Raw genomic sequence first — 21,242 nt, forward strand, 5'->3', positions numbered from 1 at the left:
GATACTAAAAATTAACCAACACGATAGTTCGGCGCTTCTTTAGTAATCGTCACATCATGCACGTGAGATTCCTGCATACCTGCTGCAGTAATTTTCACGAATTTTGCATTCTGACGTAGGTCTTCAATGGTTGAAGAACCGGTATAACCCATAGATGAACGTAGACCGCCCATCATTTGATGCACAATGTTGCCCATTGGACCTTTATACGGCACACGACCTTCAATACCTTCTGGTACAAGTTTTTCTGCACCTGCTTTAGAGTCTTGGAAATAACGGTCTGCAGAACCTGTTGCACCCGCCATTGCACCCAATGAACCCATGCCACGGTAAGCTTTGTAGTAACGGCCTTGGAAGAATTCAACTTCGCCCGGTGCTTCTTCAGTACCCGCAAGCAATGAACCAACCATAATGGTACTTGCACCTGCGCCAATAGCTTTCGCCATATCGCCAGAGAAGCGAATACCACCATCGGCAATTAATGGAATCTGTTCTTTTAATGCATTGGCAACAGAATCAATTGCAGAAATTTGCGGCATACCAATACCCGCCACAATACGTGTGGTACAGATCGAACCAGGACCAATCCCGACTTTTACTGCGTCTGCACCTGCATCTAACAATGCCAAAGCAGCATCACCCGTTGCGATATTACCGCCAATGACTTGAACTTGTGGATAGTTAGCTTTTACCCAACGTACACGTTCAATTACACCTGCAGAGTGACCGTGAGCAGTATCCACCACAATTGCATCAACACCTGCTTCAACCAACGCTTCTACACGGCTTGGTGTTTCTGCACCTGTACCGACTGCAGCACCCACACGTAAACGACCTAAATCATCTTTACAGCTGTTTGGATACAATTCTGCTTTACGGAAATCGGTCACCGTAATTAAGCCCTTAAGCTCTTGATTTTCATTAACAACCAACACTTTTTCAATGCGGTGTTGTTGCAATAAAGCTTGAATATTTTCTTTAGATTCGTCTTCGCGTACCGTCACTAAACGATCTTGGCCAGTCATGATGTTGCTGACAGGTTGTTCAAGGTTTGTTTCAAAACGTGTGTCACGTCCTGTCACAATACCCACCACTTTGCCATCTTTCACCACAGGCACACCGCTGATATTGTTGGCTTGAGTCAGCGCAATCAATTCACGTACTGTGGTTTCTGGGGTTACGGTAATTGGGTCTTTCACCATACCCGCTTCGAATTTTTTCACACGGCGCACTTCTGCAGCTTGCGCTACGATGTCCATGTTTTTATGTAGAATACCAATACCACCGTTTTGCGCCATCGCAATTGCCATACGTGATTCAGTCACTGTATCCATTGCCGCTGAAACAAGCGGAATATTCAGGTCAATGCCGCGCGTAAAACGTGTCTTTAAGGAGACATCTTTTGGGAGAACAGTAGAATAGGCAGGGAGTAATAAGACATCATCGAAGGTTAACGCTTCTTGAACGATGGTCAGCATAACAGTCTCACTGGTAATTTCCGTGAGCCATTATAAACAAATCTGGGCACAAATTTCATTTGTTCTCTAAGAAATATTTTTTATTCTGCCTAACTGGGGTTGTCTGACTGAAAAAAACAGTATTTTTCATCTAAAAATCAGCTCCCCCACGCTCAAGCCTTTATTTTTCTAGCCGCAGTCTGTGTCAATGGAATAGCTTTGATGTTTCATGTACCTCATCATTAAAGCCTCAATAAAAAATGATTAAACGATCCCAACAAAATTTAGTCATTAAAAAAGCAAAGCCGTAGCTTTGCTTATTCAATCTGACTACTTTAGGCCTTAAACCACTTGATCAAAGTCATCATCATTGACTGGAATCGCAGGTTCAATTTGCACAAATGGAATCATATTATGTGCAAGGCGGGCTTTGTTGCATTGGTCATCGGCAATTTGTACTTCTTTGCAAGAGCTGCTGCGCAATTCATAAATCCCGCAACTGACCTGCTGTCCAACCTCACCTTGTAAAGCAATACAACGTGGCTGACTCTGATTGGTTCCGCACATACATGAATACACTGCTGTCACTGGTTCCGTGTAGTGCTCAGGCATATTCATGCCTTCTGCCCAATAAAATGAAACACGGAAATAAGCGCAACATGCGCCACAGCTTAAGCAGGCATCCTGTGTAGGTACTTGAGACAACATTCGTTAAGTTCTCGCCATCAAAAAAATCGTTTTTGGGCGAAAATCTTAAAAAAAGTTGTTTTTGCACTCAAGTTTTTTTTACGGTTTTTTAGCTTTTTTTTGTCACTTATTCAGGATAGCTAAATACGTGCTCATCCATCAAATCGACACCACATTCCAGTGTTTCAATCCAATCAAGGAATTGATTCACCTGTTCTTTGCCGACAAAAGGCGTACCGTGTTGCGGCACAATCATTTCTACATCCATAGTGCGCACCATGCTCACCCACAGGCGAATAACTTTGTTCGAGCACATATAACGCTGATGGAAGCCTTTCATGGCAGGAATATGCGCAGCAAAATCGGTCAATGGAATCGAAGCATCTTCCACCATGGATGCGCCCATATCGCCCGAGAATAAAATTTTGGCAACAGGGTCATAAAACTGGAAGTTGCCGACCGAGTGCAAAAAGTGCGCAGGCACCGCAATAATTTTCGACTCGCCCAAAGGGATGGATTGACCTTCATCTGGCAGTTCAATTAAACGGTCTAGCCAGTTGCCTTTCATGCGGTCGCTCATAAAAGATGAGCTCAAATGCGGCAAGAAACGCGCCCATAATTTTGACGCTACAATTTTTGCTTCGGTATATACCAACCAACGCGGCATTGAGGTGATGATGTCTGGGTCTTGGTGAGATGCCATTACATAATCAAGATTGGTCAGGCGGGTATATTTATTTAATTCCATGGTCAGTGGTACATAGGTCAGGTCACCACCTGGGTCTAGCACTGCAGCACGGTTATTATCAAGGATCAGAAATTGGTTAGCCTGAACACCTTCACCTTTGACCAAACTGGTAAAACTAATACATTTGTGTGTCCCATTGTCAAACAAGACCTGCGATGTTGTACGGTCAAATGCCATAACCAAACCCCGATTTTTTCATTTTTAAAAATACGTTTTCTATGACTGAATAACATATAGCTATTTATGGAAAGTTACAATAAATAAAATAGCTTGGATTATCTGAAATATCAGTGAATTGCATCACAACTTACAAAAATAAATCCCAAGCATTTTGCTCAGGATTTATACACATCCACTGATTCTCTAGAAGAAATAATGCTGTGCCAAGGTCGATACACCAATAATTAAGAAAATCAGTGCGCCAATTTTATGAATTAAAGCAATTGGCAAGCGGGTCGCCAGTTTATTACCAATAAATACCGCAGGCGCATTGGCGAGCATCATGCCTAATGTCGTACCCAGCATGACCCAGAAAATGCTGTCATAACGTGCCGCCAAAGCCACCGTGGCAATTTGAGTTTTGTCGCCAATTTCTGCCAAAAAGAACAGCACAAAGGTTGCACCAAACACACCATATTTTTGCCATTTGTTGATGCTTTCGGTTTCATCATCCAACTGGTCGGGAATCAGCATCCAGATAGCCATTGCAATAAAGCCTAAAGATAAAATCCACAACAAGACTTCTGGGCTGAGTACGGTGGTAATCCACTGCCCTAACACTGCAGAAAGACCATGGTTAATCAGTGTTGCCAATAAAATGGCAACTAAAATAGGGGCAGGTTTACGAAAGCGGGCTGCGAGTAATAACGCCAGTAACTGGGTTTTATCACCCATTTCAGCTAAAGCGACTATGGCAGTCGAGATGAGGAATTCATACATGATGTTTTTCTCTGGCTAGCACACATACCAATGACCTATCCCTCCTGCTAGCCAAAATCTGCAGAGTGATAAATCAAAGGTCTTGCCAACAAAAGAAAGCTTGAAAAAGCAGACTTGGTTCTTTGCTATGATGACCATGTTCTGTGGAACAAATATGTTGACCATCACCTTTTTACTTAATGTGGTTTAAACCCCGTAAGTAAAAAGCGGCTACTCCCCAATGAAGTAAGCCTATTCTAAACGGAATAGTGTGCTTAAGCAAATGTTGTGCTGACATCAAAGCGAATAAAAATAAGTTGCAAAAAACCCTGCCGTAGCAGGGTTTTAAGTAAAGTTTTTTGACTTGAATTAGAGTAGTAAACTCCGAATATCAGCCAACAACTGAGTCAGTTTATGGGTAAAACGTGCTGCATCGGCACCATTAATGACACGATGGTCATACGACAATGACAATGGCAACATCAAGCGTGGATCAAAACCTTCACCATTCCAGACAGGCTGCATGGTCGCTGGGGAAATACCCAAAATTGCGACCTGCGGCCAGTTCACCAACGGGGTAAATGCTGTCCCGCCAATCGAACCTAAACTGGTAATGGTAAAGTTCGCACCTTGTAAATCTTTTGGTGATAGCTTTTTATCACGCGCTTTTTGACTAAGTTCACCCAGTTCAATTGCAATTTGTTTAATCGATTTTTGATCTGGATGACGCAGTACAGGTACAGTCAGGCCATCAGGTGTTGCAACCGCAATACCCATGTGAATTTCTTTACGCAACAGTACCGACTTTTGATCATCTGCCAAATGCGCAGCGAAATACGGTTCAGCTTTAAGCAAGTGCGCCACCGCTTTGGCAATGAACGCCAAAATGGTCAGACTGACACCTTCTTTTTTAAAGTTACCTTTCAATTCACCACGCCATGCTTCCAGCTCAGTAATGTCGGCCAAATCAAATTGTGTGACTTGTGGAATGTAATTGTTTAATGACAATTGCGGAATCGACACTTGTTGCAAACGTGTCAATGCATGCTCTTCCACACCACCAAAAGCGCTAAAGTCTGGCAGTTTTGGCAGACCTGCCACTTGCGCAGTAGTGGCAACTGGCGCAGCTTGCGGTGCAGTGAGGCGCGCTTTGACATAAGCTTTCAAGTCTTCTTTCATAACCCGCGCATGTGGGCCAGTGGCTTTGACATCGGCCAAGACCACTCCTAACTCACGCGCCAGTTTACGTACCGCAGGGCCTGCATAGACTTTTGCATTGGCTTCGTTTTGTGCTTTGCTGAGCTTGTCCACATTAACAGGTTCAGCTGCCAGCTCTACTTGAGCCGTTGTTACTGTAGCAGGTGTTGGACTTGCTGCAGTCACAGAGGCTGTAGGTGCCTGACGTGCAGAAGCGGTTGCTGTGCTTTGCGTGGTGATACTCACCAAGGCATTGCCCTGTGTAACACTTTGTCCCAATTCCACATGAATGGCTTGAATGACCCCTGCAGTTGTACTAGGGACTTCCACTGTGGCTTTATCTGACTCCACCACAATCAGACTTTGATCTGCACTAACCGTATCACCGACTTGTACCAAAATTTCTGCAACCGTGGCTTTATCTACACCTAAATCAGGTACAGATACATCTACCTGAGCAGATGCTGCTTGTGATGGCGTAGATGCTGTTGAAGCTTCTTCTGCCACCATTTCTGCTTTTGGCGCTTGAGCTGGCTGTGCTTGTGTCGCTGCAGTAGTAGCTACTGTTTTCACAGTGAGAATCACCACACCTTCTTTTACAGTATCCCCAGTAGTCACAGCAATGGCAGTCACTGTACCCGACACAGTACTTGGCACTTCTACTGTGGCTTTATCTGATTCCACCACAATCAGGCTTTGATCTACCTCAATCGCATCGCCCACTTGTACCAAAATTTCACCAACCACCGCTTTTTCCACGCCAATGTCAGGCACTTGCACATCAACTTCTTGCGTGGTTGCAGATGCAGCTGTGCTTGGCGCTTCAGTAGCAACTTGTTCCGTTAGTTCCTCAGCAGTCTGTACTTCAGCTTGTGGGGCAGGTTCTGCAACTACAGAGCTTTGTGCATCGGCTTCGAGTTCAACCAAAACTGCACCTTCGGCAACTTCATCACCCTGCTGCACTAAAATACTTTTGACTACCCCTGCGGCAGTGCTAGGTACTTCCACTGAGGCTTTGTCAGATTCCAGTAAAACAATGCTGTCATCAACTGCAATTGTGTCGCCAACTTTGACCAGAATTTCAGCAACTGTGGCTTTATCGACACCAATATCAGGCGTTTGAATTTGCATGATCAGTGCTCCTCTTTGTAGTCAGCAACAGCTTGTACTTCAGGAACCGCTTGCGGTGCCCACGCTACAGGACGGTCGGTATCCAACTCAAAGGTCGAAATCGCATCTTTGACTAAACGCGCATCGACTTCGCCCTCATCTGCTAACTTTTTCAAGGTTGCTACCACAATGTGTGCTGCATCCACACCAAAGTAGCTACGCAAGTTGCCACGGGTATCTGAGCGGCCATATCCATCTGTACCTAAAGCAACGAATGGACGGTTGTCTGGCAAGTAACCACGAATCTGTTCGCTATACGCACGTACATGGTCGGTTGCAGAAACTACAATACCATCTGTACCTCGCAGTTGTTGCGACACCCATGGCTCTTTGCTTTCTTCTGCCAGTGGATGCAAGCGGTTGTATTCTTCACACGCCATACCATCACGTGCCAATTCGTTAAAACTGGTCACACTGTAGACGTTGGCATGAATTTGATACTCTTCACGCAAGATTTTCGCAGCTTTGATCACTTCACGTAAAATCACGCCCGAACCTAGCAATTGAACAGTGGCTTTTTCATCTTCCTGCAGTAAATACATACCACGTTTAATACCTTCTTCAACACCTTGTGGCATTTCAGGATGCTCGTAGTTTTCGTTCATAACGGTTAAGTAATAGAACACACGCTCCTGATTCACATACATACGCTGCAAACCATCATGCACAATCACCGCAAGCTCATAGCCAAAACATGGGTCATAAGACACACAGTTTGGAATGGTGTTGGCTAAAATATGTGAATGACCATCTTGGTGTTGCAAGCCTTCACCATTCAGTGTGGTACGCCCGGCAGTCGCTCCTAACAAGAAGCCTTGAGCCTGTGCATCGCCCGCAGCCCATGCAATATCACCAATACGCTGGAAACCAAACATAGAGTAATACATATACATTGGAATCATAGGCAGGTTATTGGTTGAATAACTGGTGCCTAACGCCGCCCAAGCACTCATCGCACCCGCTTCGTTAATCCCTTCTTGCAGCATGTGACCGTCTTTGGCTTCACGATAATGCATTAACTGTTCTTGGTCTTCAGGGGTATATTTTTGCCCATGTGCGGCATAAATACCCAACTGGCGGAACATCCCTTCTAAACCGAAAGTACGTGCTTCATCAGGAACGATTGGCACCACACGGTCTTTAATGGCTTTTTCTTTCAGCAAAGCAGAAATTAAACGCACCATCACCATCGTCGTAGATTGTTCTTTGCCACCTGAACCCGCCAAGACTGAATCAAAAACGGATAGTGCGGGAATTTCCAAGGCTTCGCTGTCTTTGCGACGTGCAGGCAAATAACCACCTAAAGCCTCACGACGCGCTTTCATGTATTTTAATTCAGGCGAGTTTTCACTTGGACGATAGAACGGCACTTCTTCGAGTTGCTCATCACTAAATGGCAAGTTAAAGCGGTCACGTACATATTTTAAAGAGTCCAACTGCATTTTTTTGATTTGGTGAGTTTTGTTCACCGCTTCAATTTCATCAGACAAACCATAACCTTTTACCGTTTTGGCTAAAATTACCGTTGGCTGACCTTTGGCCTTACATGCTTCCGCATAAGCCGCAAACACTTTATACGGATCGTGACCACCACGGTTCAGGTTATCAATATCTTCATCGCTTAAATCTTTAACCAGTTCTTTGGCTTCAGGATACTTGCCAAAGAATTTCTCACGTGCGTAGGCACCACCTTTAACTTGTAAGCGCTGATAATCACCATCCACCGCTTCTTCCATAATGGCTCTTAGTGCACCTGAGTCATCTTTATCTAATAAGGCATCCCAATGACGGCCCCAAACCACTTTAATCACGCGCCAGCCCGCACCACGGAATAACGATTCCAACTCTTGAATGATTTTACCGTTACCACGTACAGGGCCATCTAGACGTTGTAAGTTACAGTTCACCACCCAAATCAGGTTATCTAGCTTTTCACGGCCTGCCAGTGAAATTGCGCCCAGACTTTCTGGCTCATCCATTTCACCATCGCCCAAATACGCCCACACCTTACGGTCTTCTTCTTTAATCAAACCACGGTTCATTAAATATTTTTGGATGTGTGCCTGATAAATCGACATGATCGGGCCCAGACCCATCGACACCGTTGGGAACTGCCAATAATCTGGCATTAAATAAGGATGTGGATAGCTCGGTAAACCGTTACCACCCACTTCACGGCGGAAATTATTCAATTGATCTTCGGTTAAACGCCCTTCCAAGAATGAACGTGCATAAATCCCGGGTGCACAGTGACCTTGATAGTAGATCATGTCACCGCCAAAATGGTCGCTGTTAGCACGGAAGAAATGGTTAAAACCGACATCATATAAGGTTGCTGAAGAAGCAAAGCTGGCCAAGTGACCACCTAAATCATCACCTGTTTTATTGGCACGTAACACCATGGCCAACGCATTCCAGCGAATTAACGCACGAATACGGCGTTCCATATCCTGATCGCCTGGCATGGCAGGTTGTTCTTCAACTGAAATGGTATTCAGGTAGGGAGTATTTAATCGCTGAATGGGAACATGCTTTGCAATTGCACGTTGATACAGCTTTTCTAGTAAAAATGCTGCTCGTTCTGTTCCCATGTGTTGTAACACAGCATCAAAGGCGTCTTGCCATTCTTGGGTTTCTTGTGCGTCCGTATCACCATAAAACGCCATAGTTCACTATTCCTAAGCCTAATCGTATGCGTTTATATGTAACATATTTTAGACTTTAGTAGATATGGCTAAACTTAAATGCGCATCTGCCACACTATTTAGCAAATAAATACTGATTGACATTTACTTACACGAGATAACAAAAAGCCGCCAATATAGGCGGTTTTTTATACAATAGTTACTGCACTGGCTGTTATTATTTTTCTAAGTGATAAGTGAATGGCTAATATTAAATTACTCAGGGCGTAAATACAGCAAAGCATTTTGATTTGTTTTAATAACTCATACAATGCAGATATTGTTAACTATTTAAACTCTGACTAAACACCAGACCAAATAAAAGCGACTGACGCCGCTTTAATTTAATCAAACTCTGTGTTGGGCTTTAGTTCTACGTACTACAAGCCAATCGCTTAAATTAGCGCACCAATTACGGCAACATCGCTAAATAAGTTGAAGGATTTTTGCGCTTGCCATCTTTCACAACTTCATAATGAAGGTGTGGGCCTGTACAACGACCTGTACAGCCAACATTGGCAATATGTTCACCTGCTTCAACACGGTCGCCCACACGTGCAATTAAACGTGAAGCGTGTGCATAGCGTGTAAGGTAGCCATTGCCATGGTTAATTTCTACATATTGACCATAGCCTGTGCCCCAACCTGATTTAGTCACAACACCAGGGCCAGTCGCATAAATTGGTGTACCGCTTGGTGCAGCAAGGTCTAAGCCAGAATGGTTTTCAGCACGACCACTCATCACGCGACCGCCATAGTTCGAGCTAACACGTGCATTTGGTAAAGGATGTGACACTAACCACGAATAAGGATTTGAAGAAGCAAAACGGGTGCTGGTATTAGAACCATATTTTTTGGCTAAAGACGCGTTATTTAATTCTGTAGTTTTTTCACGCAGTTTAACCGTCATCTGCGTTTGTGCAGGAACGTCAATATCTTGTGATTCAGTATAAGAACCTTGAGACAAGGTACGTGTTAATTGTTCAATACGGTCAGTTGATGAATTTTGTGAATCTAACTCAACCAAGTCTGCAAATGCGACAGATGCAGCAGAAGCTGCCAGTGAAAACGCTAATAAAATACGGCGTGAATGCATAAAAAAACCTCTTAACTGTTCTTACTTGAAGTTCCTTGTGATCTCTTCCTTGATATCTACTGAAAGGAGCGCATAAGATTAGGGCATAAACATGAAGGAATGATGTATGTCCGAACCTGTGAATCTCTTTCAACAAACAAGAAAACACATAAAAACAGGAAACCTAACGTTTCTCTCAACCCAAGTTGCTGCATGGCAGAAACTTAGCAAACTTATTCAACCTTTACTGCCGCAACCAGAGCAATGGCAGGTGGTTTGTTATCAGCAAGGTGTCTTAACCATTACCGGAACCAATCAGGCAATGGTGAGCCAACTTGGCTATTTGCAAAAGCAATACATTACTCAACTGTCACAACTGCATGAACTTAAAGACTTGCAAAAAATTCAGGTTCGATTAAGAGTTGAATCTCAAACACCCCAAAAGAGTGAAAAGTCTTTAAAAACACTTAGTCCAGAAACTCAAGATATGTTACGAGGTGCTGCTGACTTTGTGAGCGACCCTAAGCTTAGCCAAGCTTTGTTACGTTTGGCAAGCAATAAAAAATAATTGTTTGCAGAAAACTCCAAAAACTCGAATGTAAATTTGTGATTTATGTCACACTTTTTATTGTTACATTATAACGTTAGCAAGAAAAGACAATGACTTATGTCACTTGGACATAACTGATCGGGCAAGAATTTATGTCATCAAATGTTACAATTTCATAACTGCTTGGATCACTCTGAACATTGCGTAATAACTGATTATTTAACGCATGTCCTGATTTATAGCCATCAAACTTGGCAATAATTTGATGCCCAAGCAAATATAAATCCCCTACTGCATCTAAAATTTTATGACGCACAAACTCATCAGAGAAGCGCAAACCTTCTTCATTGACCACGCCAGTATCATCCACCCCAATGGCATTATCTAAACTTGCACCCAAAGCCAAATTATTGGCTTTTAAATAGTCCAAATCTTTCATAAAGCCAAAAGTGCGTGCGCCACTGACTTCATAGACAAAAGTTTCTGTCGAAAAGTCGATGGTGGCTGACTGATATTCTTTTTTAAAGGCAGGGTGATCAAAGTCGATGGTGAAATTGAGCTGAAAACCTTCATGCGGACTAAATACCGCACGTTTATCATCAATTAATGCTTCTACAGGTTTTAAAATTTTGATGAACTTTTTTGCAGCGTCTTGTTCTTTCAAGCCACCCTGCATCAATAAATAGATAAAAGGCCCAGCACTGCCGTCCATAATTGGCACTTCAGAAGCAGAAACTTCAATAATCAGGTTATCAATACCTAAACCCGCAATCGCACTCATCACATGCTCAATGGTGCCGACTTTGGCATCTTCTTGAACCAAATTCGAGCACATGAATGCTTCCTGAATCAGCATGGCATTGGCTGGAATATCCACAGGTGGGTTTAAATCGATACGACGAAACACAATTCCCCCATCGGCATGATGCGGCACAAAGTTGATCAATACTTTTTGACCACTGTGCAGACCAATACCGCTCGCCTTGACGACACGTTGTAGGGTACGTTGTTTCAGCATGTTCTCAATTCATCTAAATTTTAAAACCGCTATACGTTAGCATATTTAGCCATTGATAAAAAACAAAAAAGGCAGTTTAAAACTGCCTTTTCCCGATCATACAATTAAATTGATGATCTTGGCTTATTTACGCTGCTGATTTTTCAAATAGTCTTGAATACTCATTGGCGTTGGGCGTGCAGCACCCGAAGTACTGGTTGCACTGATCGGCGCAGCATCTGCTTGTTGGCGCTGAATGGCAGGCACATCATCTTCTTCTACCGCTGCGGCAGGAGCTGCAGCTGCAGTTTGAGTCACAGTACGTTTCGCTGGCTCTGGCGTATCGCCTGTATTACGTGCTAAACCTGTAGCAATCACAGTCACGCTAATTTCGTCACGTGCATCTGGATCAAATACAGTGCCATAGAACACTTGAGTTTGTTCAGTATCTGAAAGCTGATGAATCACATCCATGATCTCTTCGATTTCACCGAAGGTCACGTCTTCACCACCTGTGACGTTAATTAACAAGCCTTTAGCATTGGCAATCGTCACGCTGTCTAACAATGGACTGCGAATCGCTTGTTCAGCTGCTTGACGAGCACGGTTTTCACCACGACCAGAACCCACACCCATCATGGCATAACCACGTGTACTCATTGCAGTTTTCAAGTCTGCAAAGTCAAGGTTGATGTGACCAGGACGTACCACCAAATCAAAAATACTGCGCACACCGTTCAGTAAAACGTCATCGGCTTTTTTATACGCATCTTTCATGGAAATATCGCGATAAACTTTCATTAAACGCTGGTTTGGAATAATGATTAACGAGTCGACATATTGTTCTAAAGCGGCAATACCCTTTTCGGCAGACAGCAAACGGCGTTTACCTTCAAAATTGAACGGTGTTGTGACCACACCAACGGTCAAAATACCCATTTCTTTCGCAATTTCAGCCACGACAGGGGCAGCACCTGTACCTGTACCGCCACCCATACCTGCGGTCACAAATACCATATCTGTGCCTTCAAGTTGTTGGCAGATCAGTTCACGGCTTTCTTCTGCTGCAGTTTGACCTACTTGAGGATCGCCGCCCGCACCTAAACCACGCGTGCTTTGTTCACCTAACTGGATTTTAAACTGCGAATTCATACGATCTAGTGCTTGTTTGTCAGTGTTAGCACAAACAAATTTTACACCCTGAATATCGGACTCTAGCATGTGTTGCACAGCATTACCGCCTGCACCACCTACACCAAACACAGTGAAACGGGCTTGACCGTTGCTATCGGTTTGATCATCTTCAAAAAATTCAAATGAGGCCATGACCTTTAGATTTCCTAATACATAATAATTGGCAGTCACTTAAGCCCGTATACTGCCTTGATCTTCATAAAAAATTATTTTTAAGAATGCTGTTCAACTTCTGGCTTGTCAAGTACAAGCGATGATCCGTACAACTTCCTAACAATATTCCCAAAAAACTCAACTTAAAAAATCGATTTTAACTTTTCGTTTAACCCTGACCACGCACGTCCCACACGCCCCCACACCGATAAGGTTTCAGGGTCTTCATGTTCAACAATCGTGTCATGGGTATAATTTTGACTATAAAGCAACAACCCTGCTGCAGTCGCATATTGCGAACGACGTAAAGCGGCTTGATGCGGTTCATCTGCATACACTTGTGCAGGATGGTTACCCAAATGTGCAGACACGCCCAACATACGGCGTACCAAACTGATCATGCCTTCAATTTGTGCAGCATCACCTGCCAATACCACACCATGATATAAACCATGGATAGCACCACTTTTTTCCAGTTCCTGACGAATTTGTGTAAAAATTTCTTCGTAACGCGCAATAATAATTTCGGTCAGTTCAATCCGACTAATGGTTTGAGGCCCATCAATACCCTGAATCTGAATCATGTGATCAGGCTTGACCACTTTCATATCAACACAGCCGTGCAATAATTTGATACGTTCAGCTTCTTCTGTCGTGGTTTGCAATACAGCCGCAATATCACGAGTCACGTGTTCACCACCACGCTGCAAAGTGTGTGCCAACGCTAGACGACCATCTAAATAAACCGCCATGCTGGTGGTGCCTGCGCCTAAATCGACCAGACACACACCATATTCTTTTTCATCTTTGAGCAAACTGGCTTCTGCGGTTGCCAAATTAGACACCACCATTTTTTCGACACCAATATTGGCCCCTTTTAAGGCACGGTCTAAATTCTGCATGGTGCTAATAGGCAACATCATTAACTGATAATGCCCCGTCATGCTATGTGCCGACATACGAATCGGGTTTTGTACCCATTCGCCAGAATCGTCTAAATCGAAACCAAGCGGCACTGCGCTCACCAAATAATGGTCTGAGGTGAGATGACTGGCTTTGGCTAAATCTAAAGCACGCACCACTTCACTGGTGGTAATCATGTGCTCACTGTTTTCAATTGAAGTGCGACCAGAGGCATAAAAGCTTTTGAGTTCTGCACTTGGAATAGAAATCCATGCCGAATGCACACGACATTCAGCCATATCTTCTGCTTCCTGCACAGCATTTTTAATAGCCGTGATGACTTTATCAAGACTGACAATTTTGCCTTTATTCATGCCGCGGTTACGCGCAGTCGCCATACCAATCACTTGGATATTGTCTGGCGCATGAACCTTACCAATCAAAACTGAAACTTTGTGCGTCCCAATGTCAATCGCAACAACCGAGGGAACAGCTTCACTCATTTATTTACTACCATTACCAGTATGTTTAATTTATGGCTTAATGCCTCTATTTTTTTAAAGCCCAATATTATGGCTTTGCTCTTATTCCCTCTGCAATGCTTGTGTCATCAATCGTTACAACAAAGTGACCATTTGCAATTTTAGGTGCAATGGAGTTTTTCCACTGAATGGCTAAACCATTGCGATAACGCAAGTCGATAGCCGAGATTTTAGACCATACAGGTTTTAAATCACTTTGTGCAAGATGCCCCAAACGTTGCAGCTTACTCATGGTTTGATCTTTATCTACAATAACACGTAGACCTGAATCAAACTGCATAAACCACGTCATACGCTCTGTTAAATATAGTTCTTTTAAACGATCGTTAACGGGTAAGAATAATTGGTTAATTTCATTATAACGGCGCATCATCATTTGAGACTGATGCACTGGGCCGTGTAATAACGGCAAATGTTGATTATTTTGTGGTGTGACTTCGCTAAACACCTCACCACTGTCACTTAGTAAACGCCCTGTACCCCAACGTGCAATGGCGTGACGAGGCATCACCCGCACCCGAATTGCATTTGGCCAAGCACGGGAAACCACCACCCGATCTACCCAAGACAACTCTAAAGTGGTGTCACGAATTTGCTCTAGGTCAGAGGTAAAGTAGTTCTTTTTCATGACAGGGTTAACATGGGTCATGACCTGACGATGTTCTGCATCTGAACGCGTACCCACCACATCCAGCTTGGCAATTTGAGCATCGGTCATCACCGTGTATAACGCATAAGCGCCAACAGCCAATACCAGCATCGCCACAAACAGCATTACCCAGCCACCAAAATTGATCAGCTTTTCTTTGGCTGTCGGTGGCTTATCATGAATTGAGGTAATTGCTGCCCGTTTACGGCGCAAAGATGCTGGAAGTTGAGCCATACTTAGTGCGCTTCACCTGTAAGGGTTTGTGCCAAAATCGCCACACAGAGCTCATCAAAACTATAGCCCACTGCATTTGCAGCTTTTGGCACTAAAGAATGACTGGTCATGCCTGGCACAGTATTGACTTCCAATAACCAGAAATTGCCCTGCTCATCTTGCATGGCATCAATACGGCCCCAGCCGCTTGCACCCACAGCCTGAAAAGCACGTAAAGCCAATGCCTGTAACTGTTGTTCTTCTGCGGCACTTAAACCACATGGAATACCATATTGCACATCGTTACGCTGATATTTAGCTTCATAGTCGTAGAACGCCACATCTTTCGGTGGCTCTAAACGAATAATTGGCAAGGCCTGACCATTCAGTAACACAATGGTAAATTCACGCCCTGTAATCCATTTTTCTGCCATGACCACGGCATCGTGTGCAGTCGCTTTGGCTACCGCTTCGGCAAAGTCTTCCATTTTTTCAACTTTGCTCATGCCAATGCTTGAACCTTCATGCACAGGCTTAATAATCAGTGGCAAACCTAGAGCTGCGACCACCTCTTCAATATTAGAATCTTTGCTAACAATACGATAAGGTGCCGTTGGCAAATCCGAACCCTGCCAAATTTGCTTGGTTTTGACTTTATCCATGCCAATGGCTGAACCTTGCACACCTGTGCCTGTGTATGGAATGTTCAACCACTCCAGTACGCCCTGAATTTGACCATCTTCACCACCACGCCCATGTAACACAATAAAGGCACGGTCATAATTGACCAATTCCGTCACACTACGTGACTGAGGATCAAAGGCTTCTGCTTGAACCCCTGAACGTAGCAGTGCTTCGAGTACCGCTTGCCCGCTGTCTAGAGAAACCTCACGTTCAGCAGATTTTCCACCCAATAACACGGCAACTTTGCCGAACTTTGAAGCATTTGACACGTTTATATCCTTAAACTTTAAAACTGGTCGATCAAATTCAAAATCACACGCTGTGATTATTTTAAATACAGATGATTTTGTGCAAGTTCGATTGAAATTGCCCCAACATTACCTGCACCCTGAGTCAATAACAAGTCATTGGCTTGTAACACTTGTTTCACAATATTCGGTAAATTGCCATCGTGTAGATCGACCAAAATTGGCTCGACCTGACCACGTAAACGAATGCTGCGCGCCAAAGTACGGCTATCTGCACCCACAATTGGTTTTTCACCCGCAGGATAAACATCCAGCAACAGTAATTGATCGACTTGCGACAACACTTCTACAAAGTCATCAAAACAGTCACGGGTACGGCTAAAACGGTGTGGCTGGAATAACATCACCAAACGACGGTCAGGATGACTTTGACGTGCCGCTTTAATGGTTGCTTCAACCTCTTTCGGGTGGTGTCCATAGTCATCCACCAATTTCACATTGCCACCATCTACAGCAAATTCACCTTGAACTTGGAAGCGACGGCCTACACCGCTAAAGCCTTCTAAGGCGCGGCAAATTGCACCATCAGAAACGCCTTCATCGGTCGCGATCCCAATTGCTGCCAAGGCATTCAGTACGTTGTGTAAACCAGGCTGATTCACCGTTACACGTAATGGCTCACGGTCTTTACGCAAAACAGTAAAGTGAGTGCGCATACCGTCCTGATCAACATCTATGGCACGAATGTCGTTGTCTTCGTTAAAACCATAGGTCAATACTGGGCGGCCAATACGCGGCATAATTTCACGAATGTTGGCATCATCACCACACACCACCGCCAAGCCGTAGAATGGCAGTTTATGTAAGAATTGAATAAAAGTATCTTTTAAAGTATCAAAACTACCGCCATAGGTGTCCATGTGGTCAGCATCAATATTGGTCACCACAGCCGCCATAGGTTCTAGGAATAAGAATGAGGCATCTGATTCGTCAGCTTCAGCCACGATATAACGGCTAGCACCAAGTGCCGCATTCACACCCGTACGGTTCAGCAAACCACCAATCACATAAGTTGGATCCATATTTTCTTCGGCCAACATACAGGTAATTAAACTGGTCGTGGTGGTTTTACCATGCGTTCCCGCAACAGCGATACCATGACGATAGCGCATCAACTCACCCAGCATTTCGGCACGACGCACCACAGGAATACGGGTATCAATTGCGGCTTTAATTTCAGGGTTTTCTGGGTCAATTGCAGTAGAAACCACCAAAACATTGGCACCTTTAATATTTTCTGCCGCATGCCCAATATAGACCTTGATACCATTTTCTTCTAATTGTGCTGTGGTTTTGGATGCCTTGATGTCTGAACCCGACACTTTATAGCCTTGGTTCTTCAAGACTTCGGCAATACCACACATCCCCGCGCCACCAATACCCACAAAATGAATGTGTTTGATACGGCGCATTTCAGGCACTTTAATTAATTTTTTCGCTTGGTCAGCGGGTGTAGATGGAGACATATTTTACTCGAACAATGCTTGAATTAAATGAACCACCTGTTGGGTTGCATCAGGTTGTGCCTGCTGACGGGCTTTGACCGCCATTTCAGATAACAATTGACGATTCATCAACGGGGTTAATAAGGCAGTTAAACTTTCAGGCGTCATACTGGCCTGCGGACAAATTTTGGCAGCACCAAGATCGGCTAAAAACTTGGCGTTTGCAGTTTGGTGGTCATCCACTGCGCTTGGCAAAGGTACAAATACAGCCGCAACACCCGCAGTCGCAACCTCAGTCACGGTCAACGCACCAGCACGACAAATAATTAAATCGGCATCACTGTAGGCTTGTGCCATATCTTCAATAAAGGGCTGTACATTGACCTGCAAGCTGTCTGGCTTATGCGCATAACGCGCCTGCGTCGCTTCGGCATGGTTTTGACCACACTGATGATACACATCTAAAGGTAGATTCAGCTGTTTTAAAGCTTCAGGCACACACTCATTTAAGGCTTGTGCACCGAGTGAACCGCCCACAATTAAAATACGAATAGGCAAGCCTGCTTTTTCACGTTCCTGATAACGCCACGCAGGGCTTAGCGTTGCCGTAATTTCTGCACGCACAGGGTTACCTGTGGTGACAATTTTTTCACTGTTTGGGAACGTATTTGGGAAAGCCTGACATACGGTTTTTGCCACACGTGCTAACTGAGTATTGGTAAAACCTGCGACCGCATTTTGCTCGTGAATAATCACAGGAATGCCTAAGGCACGAGCAGCTAAGCCACCTGGCCCTGCCACGTAGCCACCAAAGCCTGCAACAGCATCAACCTTTAATTGTTTCATGTAACGCATGGCGCTCAATGTTGCGCCTAAAATTTTAAATGGTGCGACCAGTTTACGGATCAGACCGTTACCGCGTACACCCTGAATATTAATTTGGTAAATTGGAATATTGTGGTTTTGAAGCAGGCGATTTTCCATGCCCGTTGGCGTTGCCAACCATGACACTTGAATCCCTTGTTGCTGTAATTGTTTTGCGACGGCCAGCGCTGGAAAAACATGTCCACCTGTACCTGCGGCCATCATCATGACATGTTTAGGCTGTTGTTGCTGTGCGTCAGTCACGGTTTAATTCTTCAACTCAAAATAAGGCAAATAAAAATCTTGTATAAGGCATCAATTGTAATCACAAACGCATAGGCTTGAAAGGATATTTACTTTTTTTCACCAAGTGCTTGATTGTTTTTTTCTACAGTTTTTCAAGTTTAAACTAGTTTTATTATTAATCTACGGAAAATGTTAAATTTTATTCAGTTTCAGACAATTTATTTGACCTATTTTACAAAGCATAAGTGTGCATTTTTGTATCTTTCATTCTAAAAACAAAGCACCCTAAAATTAGAGCGCTATTGTCTGAACTTTCTTAGCCTGATTTGACTCACACTTTTTTATAGCCTCATTCGGTACTTAAACCTGCGATGTAATCAGTCAAAGCATAGACTCTCGTTTAACTGTTACACCCTGCTTCGAGTACGTCAAATAAATCATCGGCTATAGATGTGCCAAACTGTGCGTCAATTTCACGAATACAAGTTGGACTGGTCACGTTAATTTCAGTGACATAGTTGCCAATCACATCTAGTCCGACAAAAACTAGACCTTTTTCGCGTAAGTATGGCCCGACTTTGGCTGCAATGGCCTTGTCATTTTCAGTCAATGGACGTGCTTCACCTAAACCGCCTGCAGCTAAATTGCCACGCACTTCGCCATTTTGTGGGATACGCGCCAAGCAATAAGGCACAGGTTCGCCATTGATTATGAGGATGCGTTTATCACCATCCACAATTTCAGGAATGTAACGCTGCGCCATGATCGGCTGTGTGCCATTGTTGGTTAAAATTTCAATGGTCGAGCCAATATTGACCCCATCTTGGTATAAACGAAAAATTCCCATACCGCCCATACCATCTAGCGGTTTGACAATCACATCACCATGTAGCTGAATAAATTCACGAATTAGGCTTTGTTGTGAAGTGACCAAGGTCGGAACTTGTAGCTCAGGGAATTGGGTCGCAAACAGTTTTTCGTTACAGTCACGCAGGCTTTGTGGCTTGTTGATGATCCATGCGCCTTCTCGCTCGGCTTGCTCTAAAATATACGTGGTGTAGACAAAATTCATGTCAAAAGGCGGGTCTTTACGCATAAGAATCACATCATAATCTGCCAAGGATTCTTTGCGTTTTTCGCCCAATTCGTAATAATGGTTATAGTCTTCAAAGACTTTGAGCGGTGCAATGAGGCCAAATGCCTTGCCCTGATCAATATATAAGTCTTGCTGTAATGCATAGCCCAAGGTATGCCCACGACGTGAAGCAGCCCATAGCATTGCCATAGTGGAATCTTTTTTCAGATTAACTGTTTCAATGGGGTCCATCACCACAAGTACGCGCATATTTCGGTGCTCTTTTGAAGAATTGAATAGCAAAAGTATAGCGGAGTTTGGCCTTGGTTTTGCTGCAATTTTCGTAACGCTTTATCTAGCCTCATCACACACTTAGGAGTTTGCGATGCAACAAGCGATTATTGGTTTTCATTTAGATGAAGAAAATGATTGGGTCGCAGATTTAGCCTGCGGTCATGGACAGCATGTACGGCATAATCCACCTTGGCAAAACCGCCCATGGGTCATTACGAAGCAAGGTCGTCAAGAAAAGCTTGGGGTGATGCTGGAGTGTAAGAAGTGTGAGGAGCAGGCTAAGTAAGAACGTTTGCATACTCAGCAGTTTGTGATCCCAAATTTAAATGTCTGTTTTTTGAGTCGACTGATATCACTTTACTTAGCAACAACCCTGCGAGATGCGATTATGGCGCAACTCAAGACCTTTTGATGTGTTAGTCGCTGATTTTTCAACAAAAATTTTTGGTTTTAACTTCTATTATTTGGAGAGAATTCCCCGAACACAATCATAAGAACGAGGGTTACTTATAACTTGCCACCTGTTCAATAGCCAATTCATAAGAGCTTTCAAATTGATATTTCATTGTTTTATCTTGAGTAGAATGAATAAACTCTTCCATTTTTTGCTTATATTCTTCATGCCCTGCCTTATACATTGCGAGTAAATACCCCCACTCACCATATAAATATTCAGGGTCATTTTTAGCAATGTCATCCGATGTCTGTTGCAATAATAATGCTAATTCCGCATAACATTTTTCATATTCGTTTTTGGGTCTTTTTGCGTAATAGCTTAACTCACATTGAGTGAGCAAACGTGCTTCACTAAACGCATCTTTTAACATTTTACTATTTAAATCATAAGCCTCTTTATACATAGCTGTGGCTAAGTAAATCTGCATTTGCAACTTTTCTCTCTCATGATCATTCTTAATCTTGCTTATTTCGGGCAAACTATCTTTCATTACTTGATTTGTATGCTCTCTTTCTCTGAAATTCAAATTATGAATCGTATCTTTATATTTTTTTATAATAGTCTGATCTTCTATGGAAAGATTTAATGTAGCGTCACTGTCTTTAATGGGCTTAGCTTCAGTATGACGAGTATTATGTTCATTAGATGAGCAGGCAGTATTTCCGAATATTAAAAAGACTGCTAAAAAAATAAGGAAAAACTTCATCTAACTTCCCTTGTTGCGAAGTTTTA

General features: G+C 43.5%; 18 protein-coding genes and 1 riboswitch. Of the genes, 2 read left to right on the forward strand and 16 right to left on the reverse strand.

What is annotated here, in order from left to right:
• Positions 1–11 precede the first annotated feature (11 nt).
• The 7 genes from guaB to HHA43_RS02660 all read right to left on the reverse strand — a co-directional run bounded on the left by guaB (position 12) and on the right by HHA43_RS02660 (position 9,957).
• Positions 12–1,478 (reverse strand): IMP dehydrogenase, encoded by a 1,467-nt coding sequence (guaB, locus tag HHA43_RS02630; protein WP_168417708.1) that lies wholly within the window; start codon positions 1,476–1,478, stop codon positions 12–14.
• Between the two features lie 321 nt (positions 1,479–1,799).
• On the reverse strand, positions 1,800–2,165 hold the full coding sequence (locus tag HHA43_RS02635) for a YkgJ family cysteine cluster protein (protein ID WP_168417707.1): 366 nt from the start codon (positions 2,163–2,165) through the stop codon (positions 1,800–1,802).
• Positions 2,166–2,271: 106 nt separating this feature from the next.
• Positions 2,272–3,069 (reverse strand): MBL fold metallo-hydrolase, encoded by a 798-nt coding sequence (locus HHA43_RS02640; RefSeq protein ID WP_168460522.1) that lies wholly within the window; start codon positions 3,067–3,069, stop codon positions 2,272–2,274.
• A gap of 186 nt (positions 3,070–3,255) precedes the next feature.
• Positions 3,256–3,831, reverse strand: a complete 576-nt coding sequence (locus HHA43_RS02645) for a TMEM165/GDT1 family protein (RefSeq protein WP_136144497.1) — start codon at positions 3,829–3,831, stop codon at positions 3,256–3,258.
• Positions 3,832–3,903: 72 nt separating this feature from the next.
• Positions 3,904–4,062, reverse strand: a riboswitch (yybP-ykoY riboswitch).
• 117 nt (positions 4,063–4,179) lie between these two features.
• The gene (locus HHA43_RS02650; RefSeq protein WP_168460520.1) at positions 4,180–6,138 is read right to left on the reverse strand and encodes a 2-oxo acid dehydrogenase subunit E2; all 1,959 of its coding nucleotides are present in this window, start codon (positions 6,136–6,138) and stop codon (positions 4,180–4,182) included.
• A gap of 2 nt (positions 6,139–6,140) precedes the next feature.
• The gene (gene aceE / locus HHA43_RS02655; RefSeq protein ID WP_168417704.1) at positions 6,141–8,843 is read right to left on the reverse strand and encodes a pyruvate dehydrogenase (acetyl-transferring), homodimeric type; all 2,703 of its coding nucleotides are present in this window, start codon (positions 8,841–8,843) and stop codon (positions 6,141–6,143) included.
• Between the two features lie 430 nt (positions 8,844–9,273).
• Positions 9,274–9,957, reverse strand: a complete 684-nt coding sequence (locus tag HHA43_RS02660; protein WP_168417703.1) for a M23 family metallopeptidase — start codon at positions 9,955–9,957, stop codon at positions 9,274–9,276.
• Between the two features lie 106 nt (positions 9,958–10,063).
• Between HHA43_RS02660 and HHA43_RS02665 the strand changes: the two genes are divergently transcribed.
• Positions 10,064–10,504, forward strand: coding sequence for a DciA family protein (locus HHA43_RS02665; protein ID WP_168460519.1), 441 nt, complete (start codon positions 10,064–10,066; stop codon positions 10,502–10,504).
• Between the two features lie 97 nt (positions 10,505–10,601).
• Here the strand turns inward: HHA43_RS02665 and lpxC are convergent, their stop codons facing one another.
• From lpxC to gshB, 8 genes are all read right to left on the reverse strand, one after another.
• Positions 10,602–11,504, reverse strand: a complete 903-nt coding sequence (gene lpxC / locus HHA43_RS02670; RefSeq protein WP_168460517.1) for a UDP-3-O-acyl-N-acetylglucosamine deacetylase — start codon at positions 11,502–11,504, stop codon at positions 10,602–10,604.
• Between the two features lie 123 nt (positions 11,505–11,627).
• Positions 11,628–12,809, reverse strand: a complete 1,182-nt coding sequence (ftsZ, locus tag HHA43_RS02675; protein WP_168417700.1) for a cell division protein FtsZ — start codon at positions 12,807–12,809, stop codon at positions 11,628–11,630.
• A gap of 164 nt (positions 12,810–12,973) precedes the next feature.
• Entirely contained in the window at positions 12,974–14,236 is a 1,263-nt protein-coding gene (gene ftsA, locus HHA43_RS02680; protein WP_168460515.1) for a cell division protein FtsA, read from the reverse strand.
• 67 nt (positions 14,237–14,303) lie between these two features.
• Positions 14,304–15,158 (reverse strand): cell division protein FtsQ/DivIB, encoded by an 855-nt coding sequence (locus HHA43_RS02685; protein ID WP_168460514.1) that lies wholly within the window; start codon positions 15,156–15,158, stop codon positions 14,304–14,306.
• Positions 15,159–15,160: 2 nt separating this feature from the next.
• Complete coding sequence (locus tag HHA43_RS02690) at positions 15,161–16,090, reverse strand: D-alanine--D-alanine ligase (RefSeq protein WP_168417697.1); 930 nt, start codon at positions 16,088–16,090, stop codon at positions 15,161–15,163.
• A 56-nt stretch (positions 16,091–16,146) separates the two neighbouring features.
• On the reverse strand, positions 16,147–17,595 hold the full coding sequence (gene murC, locus HHA43_RS02695) for a UDP-N-acetylmuramate--L-alanine ligase (RefSeq protein WP_168541671.1): 1,449 nt from the start codon (positions 17,593–17,595) through the stop codon (positions 16,147–16,149).
• Positions 17,596–17,598: 3 nt separating this feature from the next.
• Entirely contained in the window at positions 17,599–18,702 is a 1,104-nt protein-coding gene (gene murG / locus HHA43_RS02700; RefSeq protein ID WP_168417695.1) for an undecaprenyldiphospho-muramoylpentapeptide beta-N-acetylglucosaminyltransferase, read from the reverse strand.
• Between the two features lie 382 nt (positions 18,703–19,084).
• On the reverse strand, positions 19,085–20,029 hold the full coding sequence (gene gshB, locus HHA43_RS02705; protein WP_168417694.1) for a glutathione synthase: 945 nt from the start codon (positions 20,027–20,029) through the stop codon (positions 19,085–19,087).
• 115 nt (positions 20,030–20,144) lie between these two features.
• On the opposite strand from gshB, the gene HHA43_RS02710 reads away from it, so the two are divergent.
• On the forward strand, positions 20,145–20,339 hold the full coding sequence (locus HHA43_RS02710) for a DUF3565 domain-containing protein (protein WP_168417693.1): 195 nt from the start codon (positions 20,145–20,147) through the stop codon (positions 20,337–20,339).
• 217 nt (positions 20,340–20,556) lie between these two features.
• On the opposite strand, the gene HHA43_RS02715 is transcribed toward HHA43_RS02710, so the two are convergent.
• Positions 20,557–21,216 carry a hypothetical protein gene (locus HHA43_RS02715; protein WP_168417692.1) on the reverse strand — a complete coding sequence of 220 codons (660 nt, stop codon included), beginning with the start codon at positions 21,214–21,216 and terminating at the stop codon, positions 20,557–20,559.
• Between the last annotated feature and the right edge of the window lie 26 nt (positions 21,217–21,242).

It is taken from the genome of Acinetobacter sp. A2 (genome assembly GCF_012371325.1).
Lineage (GTDB): Bacteria > Pseudomonadota > Gammaproteobacteria > Pseudomonadales > Moraxellaceae > Acinetobacter.